The sequence below is a fragment of the Streptomyces sp. NPDC003038 genome (genome assembly GCF_040611115.1).
GTDB lineage: Bacteria > Actinomycetota > Actinomycetes > Streptomycetales > Streptomycetaceae > Streptomyces.
Map to the genome: position 1 here is coordinate 36,956 of NZ_JBEXNN010000031.1, position 20,245 is coordinate 57,200.

Annotated in this window: 20 protein-coding genes, 1 tRNA gene and 1 pseudogene; 10 read left to right on the forward strand and 12 right to left on the reverse strand. The window is 72.3% G+C overall.

Translation table 11 applies throughout. The features are described 5' to 3' along the window. Positions 1-37: 37 nt before the first annotated feature. A complete protein-coding gene (locus ABZX75_RS28155; protein WP_355415330.1) occupies positions 38-1,357 on the reverse strand; it encodes a tetratricopeptide repeat protein in 1,320 nt (439 codons plus the stop codon). A gap of 280 nt (positions 1,358-1,637) precedes the next feature. On the opposite strand from ABZX75_RS28155, the gene ABZX75_RS28160 reads away from it, so the two are divergent. Then, on the forward strand, positions 1,638-2,048 hold the full coding sequence (locus ABZX75_RS28160) for a hypothetical protein (RefSeq protein WP_355415332.1): 411 nt from the start codon (positions 1,638-1,640) through the stop codon (positions 2,046-2,048). 17 nt (positions 2,049-2,065) lie between these two features. Further along, positions 2,066-2,956 carry a fused MFS/spermidine synthase gene (locus ABZX75_RS28165; RefSeq protein ID WP_355415334.1) on the forward strand — a complete coding sequence of 297 codons (891 nt, stop codon included), beginning with the start codon at positions 2,066-2,068 and terminating at the stop codon, positions 2,954-2,956. 25 nt (positions 2,957-2,981) lie between these two features. Here the strand turns inward: ABZX75_RS28165 and ABZX75_RS28170 are convergent, their stop codons facing one another. Next, a complete protein-coding gene (locus tag ABZX75_RS28170; protein WP_355415336.1) occupies positions 2,982-3,521 on the reverse strand; it encodes a hypothetical protein in 540 nt (179 codons plus the stop codon). 79 nt (positions 3,522-3,600) lie between these two features. Between ABZX75_RS28170 and ABZX75_RS28175 the strand changes: the two genes are divergently transcribed. From ABZX75_RS28175 to ABZX75_RS28190, 4 genes are all read left to right on the forward strand, one after another. Then, positions 3,601-4,287, forward strand: a complete 687-nt coding sequence (locus ABZX75_RS28175; protein WP_355415338.1) for a response regulator transcription factor — start codon at positions 3,601-3,603, stop codon at positions 4,285-4,287. Further along, entirely contained in the window at positions 4,284-5,726 is a 1,443-nt protein-coding gene (locus ABZX75_RS28180; RefSeq protein WP_355415340.1) for a HAMP domain-containing sensor histidine kinase, read from the forward strand. Before ABZX75_RS28175 ends, ABZX75_RS28180 begins: the two co-directional genes overlap by 4 nt. A gap of 118 nt (positions 5,727-5,844) precedes the next feature. After that, positions 5,845-6,009 (forward strand): DUF5993 family protein, encoded by a 165-nt coding sequence (locus ABZX75_RS28185; RefSeq protein WP_355415342.1) that lies wholly within the window; start codon positions 5,845-5,847, stop codon positions 6,007-6,009. 3 nt (positions 6,010-6,012) lie between these two features. Further along, entirely contained in the window at positions 6,013-6,663 is a 651-nt protein-coding gene (locus ABZX75_RS28190) for a disulfide bond formation protein B (protein ID WP_355415344.1), read from the forward strand. A gap of 61 nt (positions 6,664-6,724) precedes the next feature. On the opposite strand, the gene ABZX75_RS28195 is transcribed toward ABZX75_RS28190, so the two are convergent. The 6 genes and pseudogenes from ABZX75_RS28195 to ABZX75_RS28220 all read right to left on the reverse strand — a co-directional run bounded on the left by ABZX75_RS28195 (position 6,725) and on the right by ABZX75_RS28220 (position 13,756). Next, complete coding sequence (locus ABZX75_RS28195) at positions 6,725-8,173, reverse strand: MFS transporter (protein WP_355415346.1); 1,449 nt, start codon at positions 8,171-8,173, stop codon at positions 6,725-6,727. A 124-nt stretch (positions 8,174-8,297) separates the two neighbouring features. Beyond that, on the reverse strand, positions 8,298-8,798 hold the full coding sequence (locus tag ABZX75_RS28200; RefSeq protein WP_355415348.1) for a MarR family transcriptional regulator: 501 nt from the start codon (positions 8,796-8,798) through the stop codon (positions 8,298-8,300). Between the two features lie 291 nt (positions 8,799-9,089). Beyond that, a complete protein-coding gene (locus ABZX75_RS28205; RefSeq protein ID WP_355415350.1) occupies positions 9,090-10,460 on the reverse strand; it encodes a GH1 family beta-glucosidase in 1,371 nt (456 codons plus the stop codon). After that, positions 10,457-11,281 carry a carbohydrate ABC transporter permease gene (locus ABZX75_RS28210; RefSeq protein WP_355415352.1) on the reverse strand — a complete coding sequence of 275 codons (825 nt, stop codon included), beginning with the start codon at positions 11,279-11,281 and terminating at the stop codon, positions 10,457-10,459. Before ABZX75_RS28210 ends, ABZX75_RS28205 begins: the two co-directional genes overlap by 4 nt. 137 nt (positions 11,282-11,418) lie before the next feature. After that, positions 11,419-12,411 (reverse strand): annotated as a pseudogene (locus ABZX75_RS28215) (sugar ABC transporter permease); the annotation flags it as partial. Between the two features lie 4 nt (positions 12,412-12,415). After that, positions 12,416-13,756, reverse strand: a complete 1,341-nt coding sequence (locus tag ABZX75_RS28220; protein WP_355415354.1) for an ABC transporter substrate-binding protein — start codon at positions 13,754-13,756, stop codon at positions 12,416-12,418. A 102-nt stretch (positions 13,757-13,858) separates the two neighbouring features. Between ABZX75_RS28220 and ABZX75_RS28225 the strand changes: the two genes are divergently transcribed. After that, entirely contained in the window at positions 13,859-14,884 is a 1,026-nt protein-coding gene (locus tag ABZX75_RS28225; RefSeq protein ID WP_355415356.1) for a LacI family DNA-binding transcriptional regulator, read from the forward strand. Between the two features lie 173 nt (positions 14,885-15,057). Here ABZX75_RS28225 and ABZX75_RS28230 read toward each other — a convergent pair. The 4 genes from ABZX75_RS28230 to ABZX75_RS28245 all read right to left on the reverse strand — a co-directional run bounded on the left by ABZX75_RS28230 (position 15,058) and on the right by ABZX75_RS28245 (position 17,825). Then, positions 15,058-15,130 (reverse strand) — tRNA-His (locus tag ABZX75_RS28230). Positions 15,131-15,238: 108 nt separating this feature from the next. Beyond that, entirely contained in the window at positions 15,239-15,841 is a 603-nt protein-coding gene (gene orn / locus ABZX75_RS28235; RefSeq protein ID WP_355415358.1) for an oligoribonuclease, read from the reverse strand. A gap of 114 nt (positions 15,842-15,955) precedes the next feature. Next, positions 15,956-17,128, reverse strand: a complete 1,173-nt coding sequence (locus ABZX75_RS28240; protein ID WP_355415360.1) for a helix-turn-helix domain-containing protein — start codon at positions 17,126-17,128, stop codon at positions 15,956-15,958. A 376-nt stretch (positions 17,129-17,504) separates the two neighbouring features. Then, the gene (locus ABZX75_RS28245; RefSeq protein ID WP_355415362.1) at positions 17,505-17,825 is read right to left on the reverse strand and encodes a hypothetical protein; all 321 of its coding nucleotides are present in this window, start codon (positions 17,823-17,825) and stop codon (positions 17,505-17,507) included. A 27-nt stretch (positions 17,826-17,852) separates the two neighbouring features. Between ABZX75_RS28245 and ABZX75_RS28250 the strand changes: the two genes are divergently transcribed. The 3 genes from ABZX75_RS28250 (at position 17,853) to ABZX75_RS28260 (ending at position 19,452) form a co-directional block, all read left to right on the forward strand. Further along, positions 17,853-18,044 (forward strand): hypothetical protein, encoded by a 192-nt coding sequence (locus ABZX75_RS28250; protein WP_355415364.1) that lies wholly within the window; start codon positions 17,853-17,855, stop codon positions 18,042-18,044. Between the two features lie 207 nt (positions 18,045-18,251). Continuing rightward, on the forward strand, positions 18,252-18,785 hold the full coding sequence (locus tag ABZX75_RS28255; RefSeq protein WP_355415366.1) for a universal stress protein: 534 nt from the start codon (positions 18,252-18,254) through the stop codon (positions 18,783-18,785). 97 nt (positions 18,786-18,882) lie between these two features. Next, entirely contained in the window at positions 18,883-19,452 is a 570-nt protein-coding gene (locus ABZX75_RS28260) for a GPR1/FUN34/YaaH family transporter (RefSeq protein ID WP_355415368.1), read from the forward strand. Positions 19,453-20,245: the final 793 nt, after the last annotated feature.

Sequence of the window (20,245 nt, forward strand, 5' to 3'; positions counted from 1 at the left end):
GGAGGCCGCCCCCCCGGGTCGGACGGCGCCCTCCGGGTCAGACGGCGGCGTGCCGGGTCAGGAAGGCGCCCACGCGCGGCGAGCGCTGGTGCGGGACCAGGGTGCGGGCGGTCTGCGCGAGCATGGACCGGACCCGGGTGGACTGCACCTCGGCGAGCAGGTCCAGCACGCGCCCACCGGCCCAGGCCGCCTCGTCGGGGGCCCCCGCGTGGGCGAGGTTGTCGGCCAGCTCGGCGGTGTAGAGGGCCACGTTCCGGGCGAAGTGCGGTCCCTGGAGGTCCGCGGCGCGGCGCGCGTGCCGGGCCGCGCGGGCGTGCTCCCCGAGCACCGCCCAGCACCGCGCCTCCAGGAATTCCAGCTCGGCCTCGCCGAAGAAGGACATCCACTCCGGGTCCGCGCCCGCCTCGCCGCGCGAGAACTCCCTGTGCGCCCGGGTCAGCGCCTCCTCGCAGGCCTTGCGGTCGGCCAGGCCCGCCCAGCCGCCCGCCTCCCGGAGCGCGAGCAGGGACAGCAGCCGCGGGGAACCGAGGGTGCGGGCGGCGCGGCGGCCCGCCTGGGCCGCCCGCACCGACTCGCGGGAACGACCGCAGTCCCGGGCCAGGAAGGCCATGTTGCTGAAGGCGTGCGCCTCCAGGCTCGCGTCTCCCGACACCCGGGCCGTCGCCAGGGCCTCCGCGTAGTGCGAGCGGGCGTCGTCGAAGCGGCCGGAGTCGTGGGCCAGCCAGCCGACGGAGACGGCCAGCTCACCGGCGCCCGCGTGCAGCCGGTCCTCCGTGGACTGCCGGGTGGCCCCCGCGTCGAGCAGCGCGTAGGCGGTGCGCAGGGGTTCGGCGGCCCTGCGGTACAGGGCGTCGGCCCCGTGCCGGTCGTCCAGGAGCCGGATCTGGCGTACGGCGTCCTCGACGGCGGCGGCTTCGGACTCACCGGCGCGGGCGGGAAAGCGACGGGTGTCGCCGAGCAGGGTGAGAGTGAGGGTGAGCGTCGCGGCTGCCACGGTCGCGGAGCCGCCCGCCATGAACGCGCGACGCAGCACGTCGCTCTCCTTGGGACGGGAAGGGTGGGTGAGGACGGACAACGGGGCGCGCTGCGCCGAGCGGCCGCGGACGGACTCACGCGGGGAGAAACCGAGGTCGGCCAGGGTACGGCCGGGGAACATATGGAGGAAGACCCGCTCGTAGGCGTAATTGGGGCAGCGGATCTCGCCGGACTCGACCCGGCCGACGTAGCGCGCGTCGCAGGAAACCGTTTCGCCGATTTCCTTCGCGGCCCGGCGCACCAGGGCCGCGAACTCGGCCGGGGAGTGCTGACCGCGCAGCCGCCGGAACGAGGAGTTGGGTGAGTGGGGGGACGCCGCCATGGACGTGGCCTCTCTGGCAAGGAACGCACCGCCGGTGCTGTGACATGTGAAGCTGAGCCCGGCGCGCATGAACGTACCGCCAGCGACAGGGCGTTCATGCGGTGTTTGGCTACAAAACGGATATCTCACCCGCGATCCGCCATGAACTGCCATCCTTTGCAGCGTCTTGCCGCCGCACCTGTTGACGTTCCCGTGCGTTGAACCCATGCGGAGTGGGAGGCGACTGACCCCTCCCGGCTCGTACGCGGATCGAGGAGGGGTTCCCTTGGTGGAGGCCGGCATGGAGAGCACTGGAATCGACACCGCGCCGCCCGAGCCCGGCGCGACCCCGATCGACGCGCCGGACCTGGTGACCGTGCCCACCCGGCAGGGACTGGAGGCGGTGGACATCATCCGCCGCGCCGCCAGCCAGGCCGGCGGCGTGGGCCCCGTTCTCCACGACGGCTCCGGCGACACCCTCGGCTTCCTCGTCCCGCCCGGCACCGCCGACGCCTGGGACCTGCCGGGCAGCGCGTGTACGCAGACCAACGGGCGCGGAATGCGCTTCGGCGAGGCCGCCGCCACCACCCCGGCGGGCACGGGCTGGCTGCTGCCGCCCGAGGCCGTCGGGCCCGTCACCGACCCGGAGGTGCTGCGCGCGGCGCTCGGTGAGGCGGCCCGGCTGATCGAGGCCGCGGACAACTGCCGCTGACCGGTCACAATGGGGTCGTGGCAGGCAAGGACAGAGGCAAGGACAGAGACAGGGGCAAGCAGCGCGGACGCGGCAGCGCCGAGGCGGTCGTCGGGCAGGTGGACGGCGGCCGGGCGGAGCTCGCACCCGACCGCGAGCGCTCGGGCGCCTGGACGCTGCTCATCGACGGGGCCCCGCAGTCGCATGTGGACCTCGACGATCCGGGATACCTGGACTTCGCGTACCAGCGGCGGATCGGCCACCTGATCGACCTCGTCGCGCCCGCCCGGCAACCCCTCAACGTGGTGCACCTGGGCGGCGGCGCCTTCACCCTCGCCCGCTACACGGCCGCCTCCCGCCCGCGCTCCACCCAGCAGATCGTGGAGATCGACGCCGCTCTGGTCACCTTCGTACGGGAACACCTGCCGCTGGACCCGCAGGCGCGGGTGCGGGTCCGGGCGGTGGACGCGCGGGCGGGCCTGGCGAAGGTACCGGACGGCTGGGCGGACCTGGTGATCGCGGACGTGTTCAGCGGCGCGCGCACCCCGGCCCACCTGACGAGCACCGAGTTCCTGGACGACGTACGCCGCGCCCTCGCGCCCACCGGGTGGTATGTCGCCAACCTCGCCGACGGGCCGCCGCTCACCCACCTGCGGAGCCAGATCGCGACGGCCGCATCCCGGTTCAGGGAGCTCGCGCTGGCGGCCGATCCCGTGGTGTGGCGGGGGAAACGCTTCGGCAACGCGGTCCTGGTGGCCGCGGACCGGGAACTGCCCGTCGCGGAGTTCACCCGCCGCGTGGCGAGCGACCCGCACCCCGGCCGGGTCGAGCACGGCCGCGCCCTGGCGGACTTCGCGGGCGGCGCCGCCCCGGTCGCCGACGCCTCGGCGGTGGCCTCACCACAGCCGCCGCCCTCGGTCTTCCGCTAGGTCCTGTCCGGGTCCGGGCGCCCGGTCACGGGTCGACGATCTCCACCATCGGCGGGTGGTCGTGCCAGGTGCAGAACACCGACACCTCACGGTCGTCCCGGGTGAAGGTGACCCGGATCCACGTGTCCAGCTTCCACACCTGCATCCGCCAGCCGGCCGCCGGGGTCGCGGACACCAGCTCGGCCGAGGACTCCCCGAGGTCGAAGACGACCCGGCCGCCGGAGACGGGGTAGGCCTTCACCTGGCCCGCGTCCTCGCCGCCCGCCCGCGCGGAGGGGCGGGCAGGCGGCGGAGCCTTCCCGGACGCCTTGGGCGGGGACGGAGCGGCGGCGGAGGGGGAGGCGGACACCGACGCGGGCGGGGCGGGCGACGGCGAGGGCGACGCGGATTCCGAGGGCCGGCCCCCCTGCGTCGAGGAGGACAGCGGCTGCGTGGCGAGCGGCACCGCGAGCGGCGGATCGTAGGCGGTACCCGACATGACGGTGTGCACGCCCCACCACGACAGCGTCACCGCAGCCCCGGTCGCCAGCGTCCAAGCCATGGCATGTATGAGTCCTCGTTGCATCAGGGGCCATACTGCACCACCCGCCCCAGAGGTGGCCCGACGCCTCCCGGTGTCCCCCGAATGGGCTACCGTGCGGGCCATGGCAAGTGTGCTCGTGGTCGAGGACGACCAGTTCGTACGTTCCGCCCTCATCCGGCACCTGACCGAGGCCTCACACACCGTGCGGAGCGTCGGCACGGCCCTGGAGGCCTTGCGCGAAGTCGCCCACCACCGCTTCGACGTGGTCATCCTCGACCTCGGCCTGCCGGACCTGGACGGTTCCGAGGCGCTCAAGATGCTGCGCGGCATCACCGACGTACCGGTGATCATCGCGACCGCGCGCGACGACGAGGCGGAGATCGTCCGGCTGCTCAACGACGGCGCCGACGACTACCTGACCAAGCCCTTCTCCGTGGAGCACCTCTCCGCCCGGATGGCCGCCGTCCTGCGCCGCTCCCAAGCGGCCGCCGCAGAACCGCCCTCGCGCGTCCTGCGCGTCGGCGGGCTGGCGATCGACCCGCTGCGCCGCCAGGCCGAACTCGACGGTACGGTACTGGACCTCACCCGGCGCGAGTTCGACCTGCTGGCCTTCCTCGCCGGGCGGCCCGGGGTGGTCGTGGCCCGGCGCGAACTGCTCGCCGAGGTCTGGCAGCAGGCGTACGGCGACGACCAGACCATCGACGTGCACCTGTCCTGGCTGCGCCGCAAGCTCGGCGAGACGGCGGCCAGCCCGCGCTACCTGCACACGCTGCGGGGTGTGGGAGTCAAGCTGGAGCCGCCGCTGTGAGGTGGGCGCTGGTCAAGGTGTGCCTCGCGGTCACGGCCATGGTGGTCGTGGCCTTCGCCGTACCGCTCGGGCTCGTCGTCCAGGAGATGGCCAGCGACCGGGCCTTTTCCAACGCCGAGCGGCAGGCCGCCACCATCGGACCGACCCTCTCCATCACCACCGACCCCGTCCAGCTGCGCCGGGCGGTGGAATCCACGCAGATGGGGGCGGCCCGGCGGATGGCCGTACACCTGCCCGCCATCGGCGACAGCGCGCACGTGGACATCGGAGACGGCTGGGCGGGCGAGCAGGCCGTGGCGCAGACCCGGCGGATCGGGCGGGCCACGACGGCCTCGGTGGCGGGCGGGGGTTCCGCCCTGCTCCAGCCGACCGCACTCGGGTCCGGGGACATCGCGGTGGTGGAGATCTTCGTACCGGAGAGCGAGGTCAGCAACGGTGTCGCGACCGCCTGGCTGGTGCTCGCCGGCGTCGGGCTGGCGCTCATCGTGGGCTCGGTGGCGGTCGCCGACCGGCTCGGCGCCCGGCTGGTCCGCCCGGCCGAACGGCTCGCGGACGCCGCGCACCAGCTGGGCGAGGGCCGGCTCGGGGCGCGGGTGCCGGCGGACGGGCCGAAGGAGCTCCGCTCGGCGGCCGTCGCCTTCAACGCGATGGCGGACCAGGTCGTGGAACTCCTCGCCAACGAGCGGGAACTGGCCGCCGACCTCTCGCACCGGCTGCGGACACCGCTGACGGTGCTGCGGCTCAACGCGGCCTCCCTCGGGGACGGCCCGGCGGCCGAGCAGACCCGGGAGGCGGTGGAGCAGCTGGAGCGCGAGGTGGACACGATCATCCGTACGGCCCGCGAACAGCGGCCGGCCACCGGCCTGGTCGGGGCGGGCGCGGGCTGCGACGCCTCGGAAGTGATCCGCGACCGGATGGCCTTCTGGTCGGCGCTGGCGGAGGACGAGGGCCGCGAGGTGCGGCTCGCGGGGGTCGACCGTACGGTACGGATCCCCGTGGCGCGGCCCGAGCTCGCCGCCGCCCTCGACGCCCTGCTCGGCAACGTCTTCCGGCACACCCCCGAGGGCACGCCCTTCGCGGTGGACGTCCACGACGCGTCGGACGCGGTCATCGTGCTGGTCTCGGACGCGGGGCCCGGCATCGCGGACCCGGATGCCGCCCTGCGCCGCGGCAACGACGGCGGCCGCGACGGGTCGACGGGCCTCGGTCTGGACATCGTGCGGCGGGTCGCGGAATCGACGGGCGGGGACGTGCGGCTGGGCCGCTCGGTGCTCGGCGGGACGGAGGTCCGGGTGTGGATCGCGCTGGACGGCCGGACGCGCGGCGACTCGGGAGGCGTGCGGGGCCGCAGGGGCCGGCGTAAGCGGCGCGGCGACCGGGGCGAAGGCCGGGGCGCGGACCGGGGCGAAGGCCGGAGCGAAGAGCGGCTGGGCGGCTGACGCGGCGCGTGGCACAGCGCGCGGCGCGGCGCGTGGCCGGGGCGGTGGGCGCGGCAACCGACGTACCCGGGGGCGCGCCTAGCAGCCGGTATGTCCTCGCGTCGATACGGTCCGCGGCATGGACACCCTCATCTTCGGCGGGCTCCTCGCCACGCTGATCGCCTTGTACCGGGACTCGTCCCGGACGGTCGTGCTCGGAGCGTGGTGGGTCATGCTGATCGCCGTGATCCTGCTGATGGCACACCACATCACCAGCAGTCTCGCCCTGACCCTGAGCTACTGACCGATGGCCGCGATGCAGAGCCTCCTCCCGGAGGCCCCGTCGAGGGGCGCTCTGCTGGGGCGGGCCCAGTACTGGTTCGCCTGTTTCTTCGCCATCGGCTGGACGGGTGTCGTCTGCGGTGGCCTCTTCTACCAGTTCGGGCTGTGGGAGTACCCGTGCCCGCTCTGCATCGTGCAGCGGATGTTCATGCTGCTGGCGGCGATGGGCGCGGCGTACATCATCCGCACGGCGCTGACGTACGGCGTGGTGACCGGCCGCGACTACATGACGGGCTGGGGCCTGTCCCTCGTCGCGGTCGTCGCGGGCTCCTTCGCGTCCTGGCGGCAGACGATGCTGCACATCCTGCCGGGTGACAAGGGGTACGGGAGCGAGGTGCTCGGCCTCCACCTGTACGTGTGGGCCTGGATCCTCTTCCAGGCCTCGGTGGTCGCCATCGGCATCGTCCTGGCCTTCGCCCACTCGACGGCCGACCGCACCGTGCCGGCGACGGGGCCGGGGCCGTACCGGACGGTTGGGACGGCGGCGCTGTGGTTCCTGGGGCTGGTCCTCGCCGTCAACGTCGTGGCCGTCTTCTTCGAGGAGGGCTTCCACTGGTTCCTGCCCGACGACCCGACCCGGTATCAGTTCCTCTACGACGTCGGGATCCTGGAGTAGAACCGCCCGGACCGGGGCCTTCGGTTCAATGCCGAGGTCGCGGTCGCTCCCGTCGTGAACGTCAGGGATCTGACGAAGGGGCTGGCGGCGATGCGGCCTTCGTGACGGCGGTCGTGGCCGGGGTGGTGTCGGCGGCGGTGTCGGCGGGGGCGGGGTCGGCCGGGGCGGTGTCGGCGGGGGTGGAGTCGGCCGGGGCGGTGTCGGCCGGGGCGGGCGCGCCGAAGCGGACCCGGCCCACGACCGCCAGCGCCAGCACTCCGGAGGTCACGGCGGCCGCGCAGGACACGGCGAAGGCCGCCTCGTACCCGTACACCGCGGCCAGCGGCCCGGCGAGCGCCGCTGCCGCCGCCTGGCCGAGGATCAGGCCGCTGCCGACCACGGTCATGGCCTCACCCATCCGCTGCGCCGGGCCGGCCCGCTCCACCAGACCGAAGAGCGCGATCAGGTGCGGGGCCACGGCCAGCCCGATCCCGGCGAGGGCGAGGGTGGCGCCGAGCAGTTCCGACACCGCCAGCAGCGGCAGCGTCAGCACCGCCTGGGCCGCGATGGTCCAGCGCAGCCGCACGGTCAGGTCCGCCGAACCCGGCCGGGCCACCGTCACGAAGCCGGCGATCGAGCTGGTCACGGCCATGGCGGCCCACACCAACCCGGCCGCGCCCGCCTCGTCCAGCGACTCGGCGAGTGCGTTGACCCCCGTGTTGGCACCGCTCCACGCGGCTCCCTGGAGCACGGCCATCGCGAACAGCAGGACCAGGCCGGGCGACCACAGACGTACGCCTGACCGCGCGCCCGGGGTCGTACCCGTAGCTGTGGCCGTGGCTTCGGGCGCGGTCGGGCCCGGCGCGGTCGGGTGCACCGCGAAGAGCGTGCCGAATACGAGGATCAGCCCGGCCGCGAGCACGAGCGCCGACGCGGGATGCACCGTCACGGCCAGGATCCCGGCCAGCGCGGGGCCGACCATGAACCCGACCTCGTCCAGGGTGGTGTCGAAGGACAGGGCGGAGCCGAGCAGTCTCTTGTCGTCGCCGGCCAGCCGCGCCCACCGCGCCCGGGCCAGTGGCCCGACCTGCGGGACGGTCAGCCCCGCCGCGACGGCGAGGACCATCCGGGCGGCCAGCGGCAGGCCGCCCAGGACGGCCGCGACGAGGGCGGCGAGGACGGCGGCGTTCGCGGCGCAGGCGACGAGCAGCACGGGGCGGTGGCCGCGCCGGTCGGCGTAACGGCCGATGACGGGGCCGCCGAGGGCCTGGCCGAGCCAGAGGGCGGCGGCGACGGCGCCGGCGTCGCCGATGCCGTCGCGTTCATTGATGAGCAGGAGCGTTCCGATGGGGCACAGCGCGGCGGGCAGCCGCGCGAGGAACGCGTAGAGCGGCAGAGCGGTACCGCCGAGTGCGAACACCCCGCGGAAGCCGGGGGGTGTGGATGCGGACGCGTTCGCGGGCTCGTTCGTGGACTCGTTCGCGGACGCGTTTGCGTTCGCGGGCGTGGAAACGGGCGTGGACCGGGTCACGGACAACCTCCATCCGCACGCCGACCCTCCCGTTTCTCCGGCGCGCGTCATGGCCCGTTGTGCGGGACCGTAGCGCCGCAGGCCCCCCTTCTGAAAGCCCCTGTTCAGTGGCTGGACAGACCGGTCAGCCGGTGTCGCCCGAGGTCAACCGCTTGGCCTGGGCCCGCCCGACCTCGGCTGCGCGGTGCAGGTAGTCGGCGATGACGGCGAGTTCGGTGTCGGAGTAGTCCTCCAGTACGGCGCCGAAGGCACGGCCGGGGGTGTCCCAGGCCGCGTCGACGCGCTCGCGGGCCTCGGGTGCGAGGGAGACGAGGGAACGGCGGCGGTCGTTCGGGTCCGTGTGCCGCTCGACGATGCCGGCCTTGACCAGGCGGTCGACGAGGCGGGTGGCGGAGCCGGAGGTCAGGCCGGTGAGCCGGGCGATGTCGCCGGTGCTGACGGGGGCGGGCTCCCTGTCGAGGAGGGCGATGCACTGCATGTCGGTGGGGTGCAGGCCGACGTGGTCGGCCAGGGCCTGGTTGAAGAGCGAGTAGTCGGCGTGGTGCCGCTGGCTCTCGGTGACGACGCGCGCGAGCAGCTCGGCGCGGCTCCACTCATCACCCGTACGAGGGGAATCGGTTGACATCGGCTTCTCCATGCTCCAGATTTACCTGTGTGACACAGAGAGTGTGTCATGCAGAATCTGTGCCACGTATCCACTCTATCCGGAATCCAGGAACAGGAAGCTGCCATGTCGATCCTCGTCACCGGCGCTCGCGGCGCCGTCGCCCGCGGCCTCTCCGCCCTCCTCGCCGCCCGGGGCGTGCGTCCCCGGGGTGCGGGAGGGGGTGTGGCCACCGGCCTTCCAGACCGGGGCCACGCACAGGTCCGAGCACTACCCCATGGGCTGCACCACACCCGCGCCTCTCCCTACGGGTTACAAGACTCCCGTCCGGGCCAGCCGCGCGTACCAGTGGGCACTGGAGCGCGGGGTGCGGCTCTGGGTCTCGTAGTCCACGTGGACGATGCCGAAGCGCTTGCTGTAGCCGTAGGACCATTCGAAGTTGTCCATCAGGGACCAGAGGAAGTAACCCTCGACCGGGGCGCCGTCCGCCACCGCGCGGTGGATCGCGGCCAGATGGGACTCCAGGTAGGCGATGCGCAAAGGGTCGTGCACGTCCGGGGCATAGGCCGCGCCGTTCTCGGTGACCAGCAGGGGCAGGTTGGGCGCCTCGCGGGTGAAGCGCATCAGCAGGTCGTAGAGGCCGGTCGGGTCGATCGACCAGTTCATGTCGGTTCGCTCACCCGGAGGTTGATGGAAGGCGACCGAGTCCGCCGCCGGCCAGGGGGAGTGAGCCGTGGCCCCGTGGCCGTCGGCGCGGGGACCGTCCCCGCCGGGAGCCGCCGAGACCACCGCCGGGGTGTAGTAGTTCACGCCGAGGAAGTCGAGCGGCTGGTGGATCAGGGCCTCGTCGCCGGGCCGTACGAAAGACCAGTCGGTCAGGGCAGCGGTGTCCGCCAGCAGATCCCGCGGGTAGGCCCCGTGGAGCAGCGGCCCCGTGAAGATCCGGTTGGCCAGGGCGTCGATGCGGCGCTGCGCGTCCAGATCGGCGGCCGAGTCGGTCAGTGGCCGCACCGCGCTGGGGTTGAGCGCGATGCCGACCCGGACCGAGGTGGGCAGGGCGGAGGCGGCCAGGCCGTGGGCCAGGTTGAGGTGGTGGGCGGCGCGCAGCGCGTCGGCGGGGGAGGTGCGGCCGGGGGCGTGGACCCCGGAGGCGTAGCCGAGGAAGGCGCTGCACCAGGGTTCGTTGAGGGTGGTCCAGAGCCCCACCCGGTCCGCGAGGGCGCCGGACACGGTCGCCGCGTACTCGGCGAAGGCGTAGGCCGTCTCCCGCTCGGGCCAGCCGCCCGCGCTCTCCAACTCCTGCGGCAGGTCCCAGTGGTACAGGGTCACGCAGGGCTGGATCCCGTGCGAGAGCAGCTCGTCGACGAGCGCGTCGTAGAAGCCGATCCCGCCGGAGAGCACGCGCGGCCACGATACCGAGAACCGGTACGCGCCGAGCCCCAGCTCGGCCATCAGCCGGACGTCCTCCCGCCACAGCCGGTGGTGGTCCACCGCCACGTCACCCGTGTCACCGCCGTGCACCTTGCCCGGTGTCCGGCAGAAGGTGTCCCAGATGGACGGCCCGCGCTGGTCGGCGCCCCCCTCGATCTGGAAGGCGGCCGTGGCCGCACCCCAGAGGAAACCCTCTGGGAAGCGCATGCCCGTGTCCGTACCGGAGCCCGGGCGCATGTCCGTATCCGTCATCCTTTGACCGCTCCCTGCATGATGCCGCCCACGATCTGGCGGCCGAAGACGAGGAACACAACAAGCAGCGGGAGCGTGCCCAGCAGCGCACCCGCCATGATCACGGACTGGTCGGGGATGTATCCCCGGCCCAGCCCCGTCAAGGCCACCTGCACCGTCGGGCTGCCGTTCTGGGTCAGCGCGACGATCGGCCAGAAGAAGTCGTTCCAGGCCATGACGAAGGTCAGCATGGCCAGCACCGCCATCGCCGGCCTGGCCGCCGGGAACACCACGTGCCACACGATCCGCAGCGAGCTCGCCCCGTCCGTGCGCGCCGCCTCCACCAGCTCCATCGGCAGTGCCTGTGCCAGGTACTGCCGCATGAAGAACACCCCGAAGGCGGAGACCAGGGTCGGCAGGATCACCGCTTGGAGCCGGTCGGTCCAGGACAGTTGCGCGATCAGCATGTACAGCGGGACGACGCTCAGCTGCGGCGGGATCAGCATCGTCCCGACCACCAGCGACAGCAGCAGCCGGCGTCCGCGGAAGCGGAGTTTGGCGAAGGCGAAGCCCGCCAGGGTGGACAAGACCACCGTGCCGGCGGCGACCGTACCCGCGACGATCACGGTGTTCAGCAGGGCCGTGCCCATGTTGGCGTCGGTCCAGGCGATCTGGAGGTTGCGGCCGAGGTTCCCGCCGAACCAGAAGGGCGGCGGGGTCTGGGCCAGGCGCGTGCTGGTGCGGGAGGCCGCGATAGCCGTCCACACCAGGGGGAAGAGCGATCCGGCCGTGAAGAGGGCGAGGACGACGTACGTCAGCCTGCCCGCGCGCAGTGATCTCATCGCGAAGCCTTCCGTCCCTGTGCCGTGCTCGGTCCCAGACCCGGCACCCGACCCCGACCCCGGCCCAGACCTCGGCCCCGAGCCCGATCCCGCCCGCCACCGCGTGCCCGGCTCTGCTCACGGCCCCGGCCCCATGCCTGGAGCAGTCGTGCCGCACCGGCGATCAGGAGCAGGATCAGGAACATCGCCCAGGCGATCGCCGAGGCCCGCCCGAGGTGCAGGTTCACCCAGCCCTGCTCGTACAGATACAGCCCGAGCGTCTGGAACTGGTGGTCCGAACCGCCCGTCGCGCCCGCCCCGCCGTTGAACAGCAGCGGCTCGCCGAACAGCTGGGTCGCCCCGATCGTCGACACGACACAGGTGAAGAAGATCGTCGGCCGCAGCGAGGGCACCGTCACATGGATGAACTGCTGCAGGCGCGAGGCCCCGTCCAGCGCGGCCGACTCGTACAGCTCGTTCGGCACGGCCTGCATGGCCGCCAGGTAGATCAGCGCGTTGTAGCCGGTCCACCTCCAGATCACGATGGTGGAGACCGCCAGCTGGGAGGCGAAGGTGTCGTTCTGCCAGTCCACGGCATCGAAACCGACGACCGAGAGCGCCCAGTTGACCATCCCGTAGTCCCGGCCGAAGAGCAGCACGAAGACGAGCGTGGCGGCCGCCACCGAGGTCGCGTACGGCGTCAGCACCGCGACCCGGAAGAACGCGGAGCCGCGCAGCTTGTAGTTGAGCAGGTGGGCCAGGCCGAGGGCGATCGCCAGCTGCGGCACCGTGGACAGCAGCCCGATGGTGACGGTGTTGCGCAGCGCGTTCCAGAAGAATTCGTCGTTCCACAGCCGCGTGAAGTTCCTCAGCCCCACCCACGTCATGCTGTCCGGGTCGGTCAGCTCGACCTGGTGCAGCGCCGCCCACCCCGTGTACAGCAGCGGGAACAGCCCGAAGGCGGCGAAGAAGAGGAAGAAGGGCGCCACGAAGGCGTACGGGCTCCCGCGCAGGTCCCACCGGTAGCGGCGCGAGCGCCACACCTGGCTCCGGCCAGTGCCCTGGGCGCCGCCCCCGGCCCCCTTCCCCTCCTCCCCCCGCACCGGGCGGGGGGAGGAGGGGGAGAGGACAGTGGTTTCGTCGGTCGTCATCGCCTCACTGGTCCAGCGCGTTGTCGATGGCCTTCACCGCGGCCTCCCAGCCCTCCTGCGGCGTCCGGCCCTTCTGGTCGACCTGGAGCATCCCGATGTCCGCCAGGTTCTGCGCGATCACCAGGTCCTTGGGCCCGAGCACCGTCACCGGCACGCCCTCCGCCGCCCGCGAGAAGATCTCGCCGATCGGTGCGCCGCCGAAGTACGCGTGCTGCGCGCCCGACACCGCCGGCAGCTTGTACGCGGCACTCGCGCTCGGGAAACTGCCCCGCTTCTCGAACAGCCGGGCCTGCTGCGCCGGCGCCGTCAGCCAGGCGGCCAGCTTCGCGGCCTCCTCGGTGTGCTTGCCCGCCTTCGGCACGATCAGGAAGGAGCCGCCCCAGTTGCTCGGCTTCGGCGCCTGGGCCACGTCCCACTTGTCCTTGCCGGCCGGGCCCGCCTTGTCCTGGATGTAGCCGAGCATCCAGGCCGGGCAGGAGACCGTCGCGAAGGCGCCGTTGGCGAAGCCCTGGTCCCAGGCCGGGGTGAACTGCTGGAGCTTGGCGCTGAGCCCTTCGGTGGCGAATTGCGCCGCCGTGTCGAAGGCGCTGCGCACCGCCGGGTTGGTCTTGTAGACGATCTTGCCCTGGTCGTCGTAGAAGCGCTGGCCGCTGCTTCCGGTCACCGCCGCCATCACGCCCGACGCCGAGTCCACGAAGGCCCTTCCGGCTCCTGCCTTGGCCTGGTAGGCCTTGCCCGCCTCGAGGTACTTGTTCCAGTCGCCCGCCCACAGCGCGCCGACCGCCGTCCGGTCGGTGGGCAGCCCGGCCGCCTCGAAGAGGTCCTTGCGGTAGCAGATCCCCTGCGGCCCGATGTCGGTGCCGAGACCGACCGTGGCACCGCCCTTCGCCGCGCTCGCCGTGCCCTGGGCCCACTTCCAGGGCAGGTAGGCCGCCTTGTCCACGCCCGGGGCCTTGCCGAGGTCCACCAGCTTGTCGGCCTGGGTGGCGGTGATCTCGGCGATGTTGTTGACCTCGACGGCCTGGATGTCGGCGAGCCCGCTGCCGGTGCCCAGGTGGGTGAGGAGCTGGGGGTAGTAGTTCTCGTTGCGTTCTATGGAGGTCTGATCGATCTTGATCCCCGGGTTTTGCGCCATGTACTCGTCGTAGAGGCCGGCCTCCTGGAGACCGAAGGCCCCGAACACCCCGACGGTGAGGGTGGTCTTCGCCTTTCCGCCGCCCGCGGAGCTGCTCCCCTCGGGGCTCGGTGCCGGATCCTGCGCGCATCCGGTCAGCAGCAGGGCCGCCGCGGTGACCGCGGCGCCCAGGGTGACGAGGGTTCTTCGGGTTCGGGCCTGAGCTCGCATGTGCATCCTCCCTGAAGGACGAAACCTGCCGGGTGTCGTGTGACACAGTGTGGGAGCGCTCCCACAGCCGTCAAGAGGTAGATTCACAACCGGGAGGAAACCATGAACGGGCATGGGCGTAGCGGGGGACGGCCGACGCTGGAGGAGGTCGCGGCGCGCGCCGGTGTCGGCCGCGGCACGGTCTCCCGGGTGATCAACGGTTCCTCCAAGGTCAGCGAGCACACCAGGACCGTCGTCGAGGCAGCCGTCGCCGAGCTGGGGTACGTGCCCAACCGCGCGGCCCGGGCCCTCGCCGCCAACCGTACCGACGCCATCGCCCTCGTGATCCCCGAGCCCGAGGCCCGCTTCTTCGCCGAGCCGTACTTCTCCGACGTGGTGCGCGGGGTCGGCGCCACCCTCGCCGACACCGACATCCAGCTCGTGCTCACCCTCGCCGGCAGCGACCGCGAGCGCCGGCGCCTGGCCCAGTACCTGTCCGGGCACCGCGTCGACGGGGTGCTGCTGGTCTCCGTCCACGCCGGGGATCCGCTGCCGGAGCTGCTCGCCGAGCTCGGCATCCCGGCCGTGATCAGCGGCCGCCGCTCGGCCGCGGAGACGTTGCCGTACGTGGACTCCGGCAACCTGGCCGGCGCGGCCGAGGCCGTACGCCACCTCCTCCAGCGGGGCCGCCGCTCGATAGCGACGATCACCGGCCCGCTGGACGTGTACGGGGCCCAGTGCCGCCTGGACGGCTACCGTCAGGCCCTCACCGATGCCGGACACCCCGTCGACGAGCTGCTGATCTCGGTCGGCGACTTCACCGAGGACGGCGGCCGCCGGGCCATGCGGGAGCTGCTGGAGCGACGCCCCGCGCTCGACGCGGTCTTCGCCGCCTCGGACGTCATGGCGGCGGGCGCCCGGCGGGAGCTGCGCGCCGCCGGACGCCGGATTCCCCAGGACGTGGCGCTGGTCGGCTTCGACGACTCGGTGCTGGCCCAGCACATGGACCCGCCGCTGACCAGCGTCCGGCAGCCGGTCGAGGAGATGGGCCGCACGATGGCGCGCATGCTGTTGGAGCGCATCTCGGGGGAGGCGGGCGAAGTCGCCGTCGTCCTGCCGAACAGGCTGGTGGTCCGGGAATCGTCCTGACCCAGCCCCTCCTGCGGCCGACCCGGCCCCTCCTACGGCCGATCCGGGCCACCCCGGGGCCGGCCCGGGCCCCACGTCGTCCGGCTGCGGCCTCCCGGGACAACGCCGAGGGGCCCCGGCGGTACAACGCAGAGGGCCCCGGTCCGCTTTCGCGTACCGGGGCCCTCTCGCAGGGTGAGTGACGGGACTTGAACCCGCGGCCACCTGGACCACAACCAGGTGCTCTACCAACTGAGCTACACCCACCATGTCCGGTCGGAGAAACCGACCGGCCGAAGAAAAGGGTACAGGGTCCGGGAGGGTGCTCGCTCCCCTCTTTCCCCGTGCCCGGCCTCCGGAAGACGCCGCCCGGTCCTACTCGCCGGGCAGGACGTACTTGGCGGCGATGGCCCGCGCCGTGTCCGAGTCGGGGCCGGGCTGCGGCACGAAGACCGCCTCCCGGTAGTAGCGCAGCTCGGCGATGGACTCCTTGATGTCCGCGAGCGCCCGGTGGTTGCCGTTCTTCGTGGGGCTGTTGAAGTACGCCCGCGGGTACCAGCGCCGCGCCAGCTCCTTGATCGAGGACACGTCCACGATCCGGTAGTGCATGTAGGACTCGAGCGCGCCCATGTCACGCAGCAGGAACCCGCGGTCGGTGCCGACCGAGTTTCCGCAGAGCGGGGCCTTGCCCGGTTCCTTGACGTGCTTGCGTACGTACGCCAGGACCTGGGCCTCGGCGTCCGCGAGGGTGGTCCCGCCGGGCAGCTCGTCGAGCAGCCCGGAGGCGGTGTGCATCGCGCGCACCACGTCGGGCATGGTTTCCAGGGCGGCGTCCGGCGGGCGGATCACGATGTCCACGCCTTCGCCGAGCACGTTGAGCTCCGAGTCGGTGACCAGTGCGGCCACCTCGATAAGTGCGTCGTCCGTCAACGAGAGCCCGGTCATCTCGCAGTCGATCCACACCATGCGATCGTTCATGTGTCCCACCTTATGCGGTCCCCAAGGAGCGGACGCATACGCGGAAGGTCCCCCACCGGCGGTGACCGATGGGGGACCTTCGCGTTCCGTACCCGTTGTGCGGGTCAGGCGTGACTAGGCGTGTTCGCGCAGCACCCGGCCCGGGGCGTACAGCTCCGTCACGGTCGGGCCCGCAGCGGCCAGGGCGGCGGCCGCCCGCTGGGGCTGCGGCGTGCGCTGGTGCGGAACGGGACCGTCCGAGAGCTGAGCCACCTGCGCCACGTCGGCCTGAGGCCGGCGTGCCCGGTAGGCCGAGCGGTAGGCCGCCGGGGAGGACCCCAGCTGCCGCCGGAAGTGCCCGCGCAGGGCGACCGGCGAGCGGAACCCGCAGCGCCCGGCGACCTCGTCGACCGAGTAGTCGGAGGTTTCCAGCAGCCGCTGTGCCTGGAGCACCCGCTGGGTGATCAGCCACTGCAGCGGCGCGCTGCCGGTCAGGGAGCGGAACCGCCGGTCGAAGGTGCGCCTGCTCATGTAGGCGCGGGCGGCCAGCGTCTCCACGTCGAACTGCTCGTGGAGGTGTTCCAGCGCCCAGGCGACGACCTCGGCCAGCGGGTCGGCGCCGATCTCCTCCGGCAGCGACCGGTCGAGATAGCGCTCCTGGCCGCCCGTGCGGCGCGGTGGCACGACGAGCCGGCGGGCCAGAGCGCCGGCCGCCTCACTGCCGTGGTCCGTGCGCACGATATGCAGGCACAGGTCGATTCCGGCCGCCGTGCCCGCGGACGTGAGCACATCGCCGTCGTCGACGAACAGTTCGCGCGGATCGACGTGGACGGACGGGTACCGCTTGGCCAGCGTCGGCGCGTACATCCAGTGCGTCGTCGCGGGCCGGCCGTCCAGCAGACCGGCGGCGGCGAGCACGAAGGCTCCCGTGCACAGTCCGACGATCCGGGCCCCCTCCTCGTGCGCCAGACGCAGTGCGTCGAGCGCCTCGGGCGGCGGCGGTGAGGTGATGGAGCGCCAGGCGGGCACGACGACCGTGCCGGCGCGGGCGATCGCCTCCAACCCGTACGGCGCGGTCAGTTCGAGTCCGCCGGTGGTCCTGAGCGGACCGTCCTCACCGGCGCAAACGAGTAGTCGATAGCGTGGAACTCCCGCGTCCTGCCGGTCAATGCCGAACACGGAAAGTGGAATGGAGCTCTCGAAGATCGGTCCGCCGCTGAAGAGCAGCACCGCGACGATCTCCCTGCGGCGACGCCCCGCGAGCTTCCGGCCGGCGTCTGCGACGACGGTGGTGGAATCCTGGCTCATGGCGCTAAGCCCCCCTTGGGTGTCGCGACTCCTTGGTCTGGTCGCACCTGCACGTTTCCCCTCGGCCTTGCACGTGGATCCCCCGCCGTAAATACATGATCGAATCTACTGCGTCCCGTGGTGTCGGCGTGACAAGTTCAGCACGCAGCGCTATGTCGACTTGGCAACTTGGCGAAAAGCATTCGATCAGGAAGCGTTCCACTCCGCTACTTGGGTGGGAACCGTGCCGTCCGGCCGTGGCCAGTACCCATAGGGTCAGTGAGCACCCGGGGCGCTGTCGTCACTGGTGGTAGCGGGGTCGGCCGGACATTCCGGCAAGGGGGGCGCCCTGCCGGGAAGTTGGCTGAAAACGTGCGGGTGTGGGTGTGCGAATCGGTCAGTCGTGAGGGGGCGGGGAGTCCGAGCCGTGGCAGCCGCGGTGGGCCCCGCTCCCACCGCGCGAGTGCCGGCCGCGGTGGGCGGACGGAAGCCGCTCCTCCGCGAGGACGCGGGCCGCGGCCCGTTCCGTCTTCTCCGAGTAGCGCAGCATCGCCCGGCAGACGGCCGTGACGGCGACCAGGCCGAGGGTCGCGACGGCGGCTCCGCCGAAGGAGGTCCCGTAGACGACGAGGACCACCGGGACGAGCAGGCAGCTGAAGGCCGCCCAGCGCACCACGTCACCCGCGGGGTCGTCATGGGGGCGTCTGCCGGGGTGCACGGACGAGTGAAGAGGGGAGGGGGTGAAATGCGGCGTCGTGTCGGTGTACCGGACGGGCTGCGTCGGCTGAGCTGGCTGGACGGGGTGAACCGGATGACCGGGCACGGCGTGCTCCCTGCGGGCTCTTCCTGGACGGTCGGACTCCTGACCAACGCCCCGCGGCGCGGCTCGGTCACTGCGCGCACGGGTGGCGCCGACCTGACTCGTCACTGGCTGTAGGGGGCAGCGGCCATTGCCAAGGCGCGTTCGCTCCGGCATGCTCCCTGGGACGCTCTCCAAGGGCGGCAAGCCCTGTGCAGGACAGGGGTGTCGCCGTACCCTGGGGGGTACGGGCTGGGAAGATGCTTCCTGGACAGAGCTCCGTTACCCAGCGTCGCCGATTTCGCCCCTGTTGCTTCCTCCAAGGACCTCCTCGCCGAGACACCCATGGCCGGTCACGAATTCTCCGAACCCGCGGACCGCAAGCGCAAACGGCTCGCCGACCCCGCGTCCGCCGCCGATCTGCGGGCGGTGGAACAGGCACGCCTTCCCTGCGATCCGGCCTTCCGGCACGGGGTCGTTGTGGGATTCGACGGCTCCACGTCCAGCGAGCGCGCCCTCGCGTACGCGATCGGCATGGCACGCCGCTCCGGCTCCGGTCTGATCATCGTCCATGTGGCCAACCGGCTGCCCACCACGGTGTGGGCCGGATGCGAGCCCCCCGTCTTCGTGGACGTGCCCGACCACCGCACCGAGGTCCTGGGTCTGGAACTGGCCTGTGCGGACTATCTCGCCGAGGTGCCGTGGATCCTGGTCGAGCGGGGCGGTGACATCTGCCACGAGCTGGAGGAGGTCGGCCGCGAGTATTCGGCCGACGCCATCGTCGTCGGTTCCACGCACGGGATCGTCGGCCGGATCTTCGGATCGGTGGCGGGCCGGCTGGCCAAGCGCGCACAGCGACCGGTTGTTGTCATTCCGTAACCGGCTGTACGCCGATTGTGCGGTTGTGCACCCCTGTAAAGGGTAGATAAGTGCTGCTGGGACACAGCAAACAACTGCAGATCGAAGGGAGCCCGCCGTGGATAATGGTGTCTCTGCGGGAAGCACGGCCTCGACTTCGACCCTCGGGAACATAGCCCTGGGTCTCACCCTTCTCGCGTTCGGTATCGGCCACACCGGCATCATCGGCGGTGTGAGCGCGGCCGACTCCGTGGCGCTCGCGACGTATGTCGGCGGTATCGCCCTGTTCGTCCTCGGAATGCTCGAATTCCGCGGCGGCAACGGCTTCAACGGCACGGCGTTCGCGGGCCTCGGCGCCTTCTGGTTCACCTGGGCTTCCGGGGCCGACGGAAAGGTTTCGGCAGACGCCGCCGGAACGTTCCTCGTCCTCTTCGCCCTGCTCGCACTGACCCTCACCCTGGGCGCGCCGAGCGGACTCTTCGGCCAGGGCGTCCACGCCCTGTTCACCCTCTCCCTGCTGCTCCTCGCGATCGGCGCCTTCGCCGACAGCGGTGGGCTGGCCAAGGCCGCCGGCTGGGTGGCCGCGGTTTCCGGGCTGCTGGCCTGGTACGGGGCCACGGCGGCACTGGCGCACTGGCCCATGGCGCTCGGCAAGGCCTCCCGCCGCGACGCGGTCCCCGCGAGCTGAGCGACGGCTTTGCCGCAGCTCTGCTGATCGATACATCCAGGGGCGTTACCGGAGCCTTCGGTGACGCCCCTGGACGTTTCATTCCGATCACTCCGCGACGGCGATCCACCGCGGTCCCCGAGCCCACCGGCCCTCTTGACGGCCCCGACCACTGGATGACCCCCATCGCCTCGTCGGCCGGCCGTAGGCCGCGACGGATGAAGGAAGCCCCCGCTCCCAGCGGGGGCTTTCCGCGTCTACGCGTCGACGCGGTACGGGAGCGTGGCCCAGGTCCGGGTACCGCCGCCGGGTTCGCGGGCCTGGCCGAACCCCCACTCGCCCCGCGAGTCCCGGACGACTGCGGCGAGGACCCGCAGGTTCGTGCGGCGGCGCGCCTCGCATAGCGCGGCGAGGCGGGGGTGGGCGTGCGCGCCGTGCGTCGTACACGATCAGGCGGAGCGAGTCGTCCCGGTAACGGACGGAGAGGTAGAGGTCCGTACCCGGGCTGCTGTGCCAGCCGGCGGCCATGAGTTCGGCGGCGGCCTGGGCGGCGGCCGGTACGAGGGGGTCGAGGTGGTGCGTCCGCAGTACCGACGCGACCGTCCTTCGCGCGACCGCCGCGCTGTACGGCTCCCCGGGGAGAGTGAGGCTGTAGCTGAGGGCGTACGGAGAGGGCGGGGCGTACGAGGCAGGGGTGGGCTCCGCAGCCTGGCAGGTCGTGACGGTCCGGGACATCGCTGACTCCTTGCGGTGGGGGAGCCGTGGCCTGTCGGTCCGGCCCTGCGGATGGGCAGGGCATACCGGTGCGCTTCAA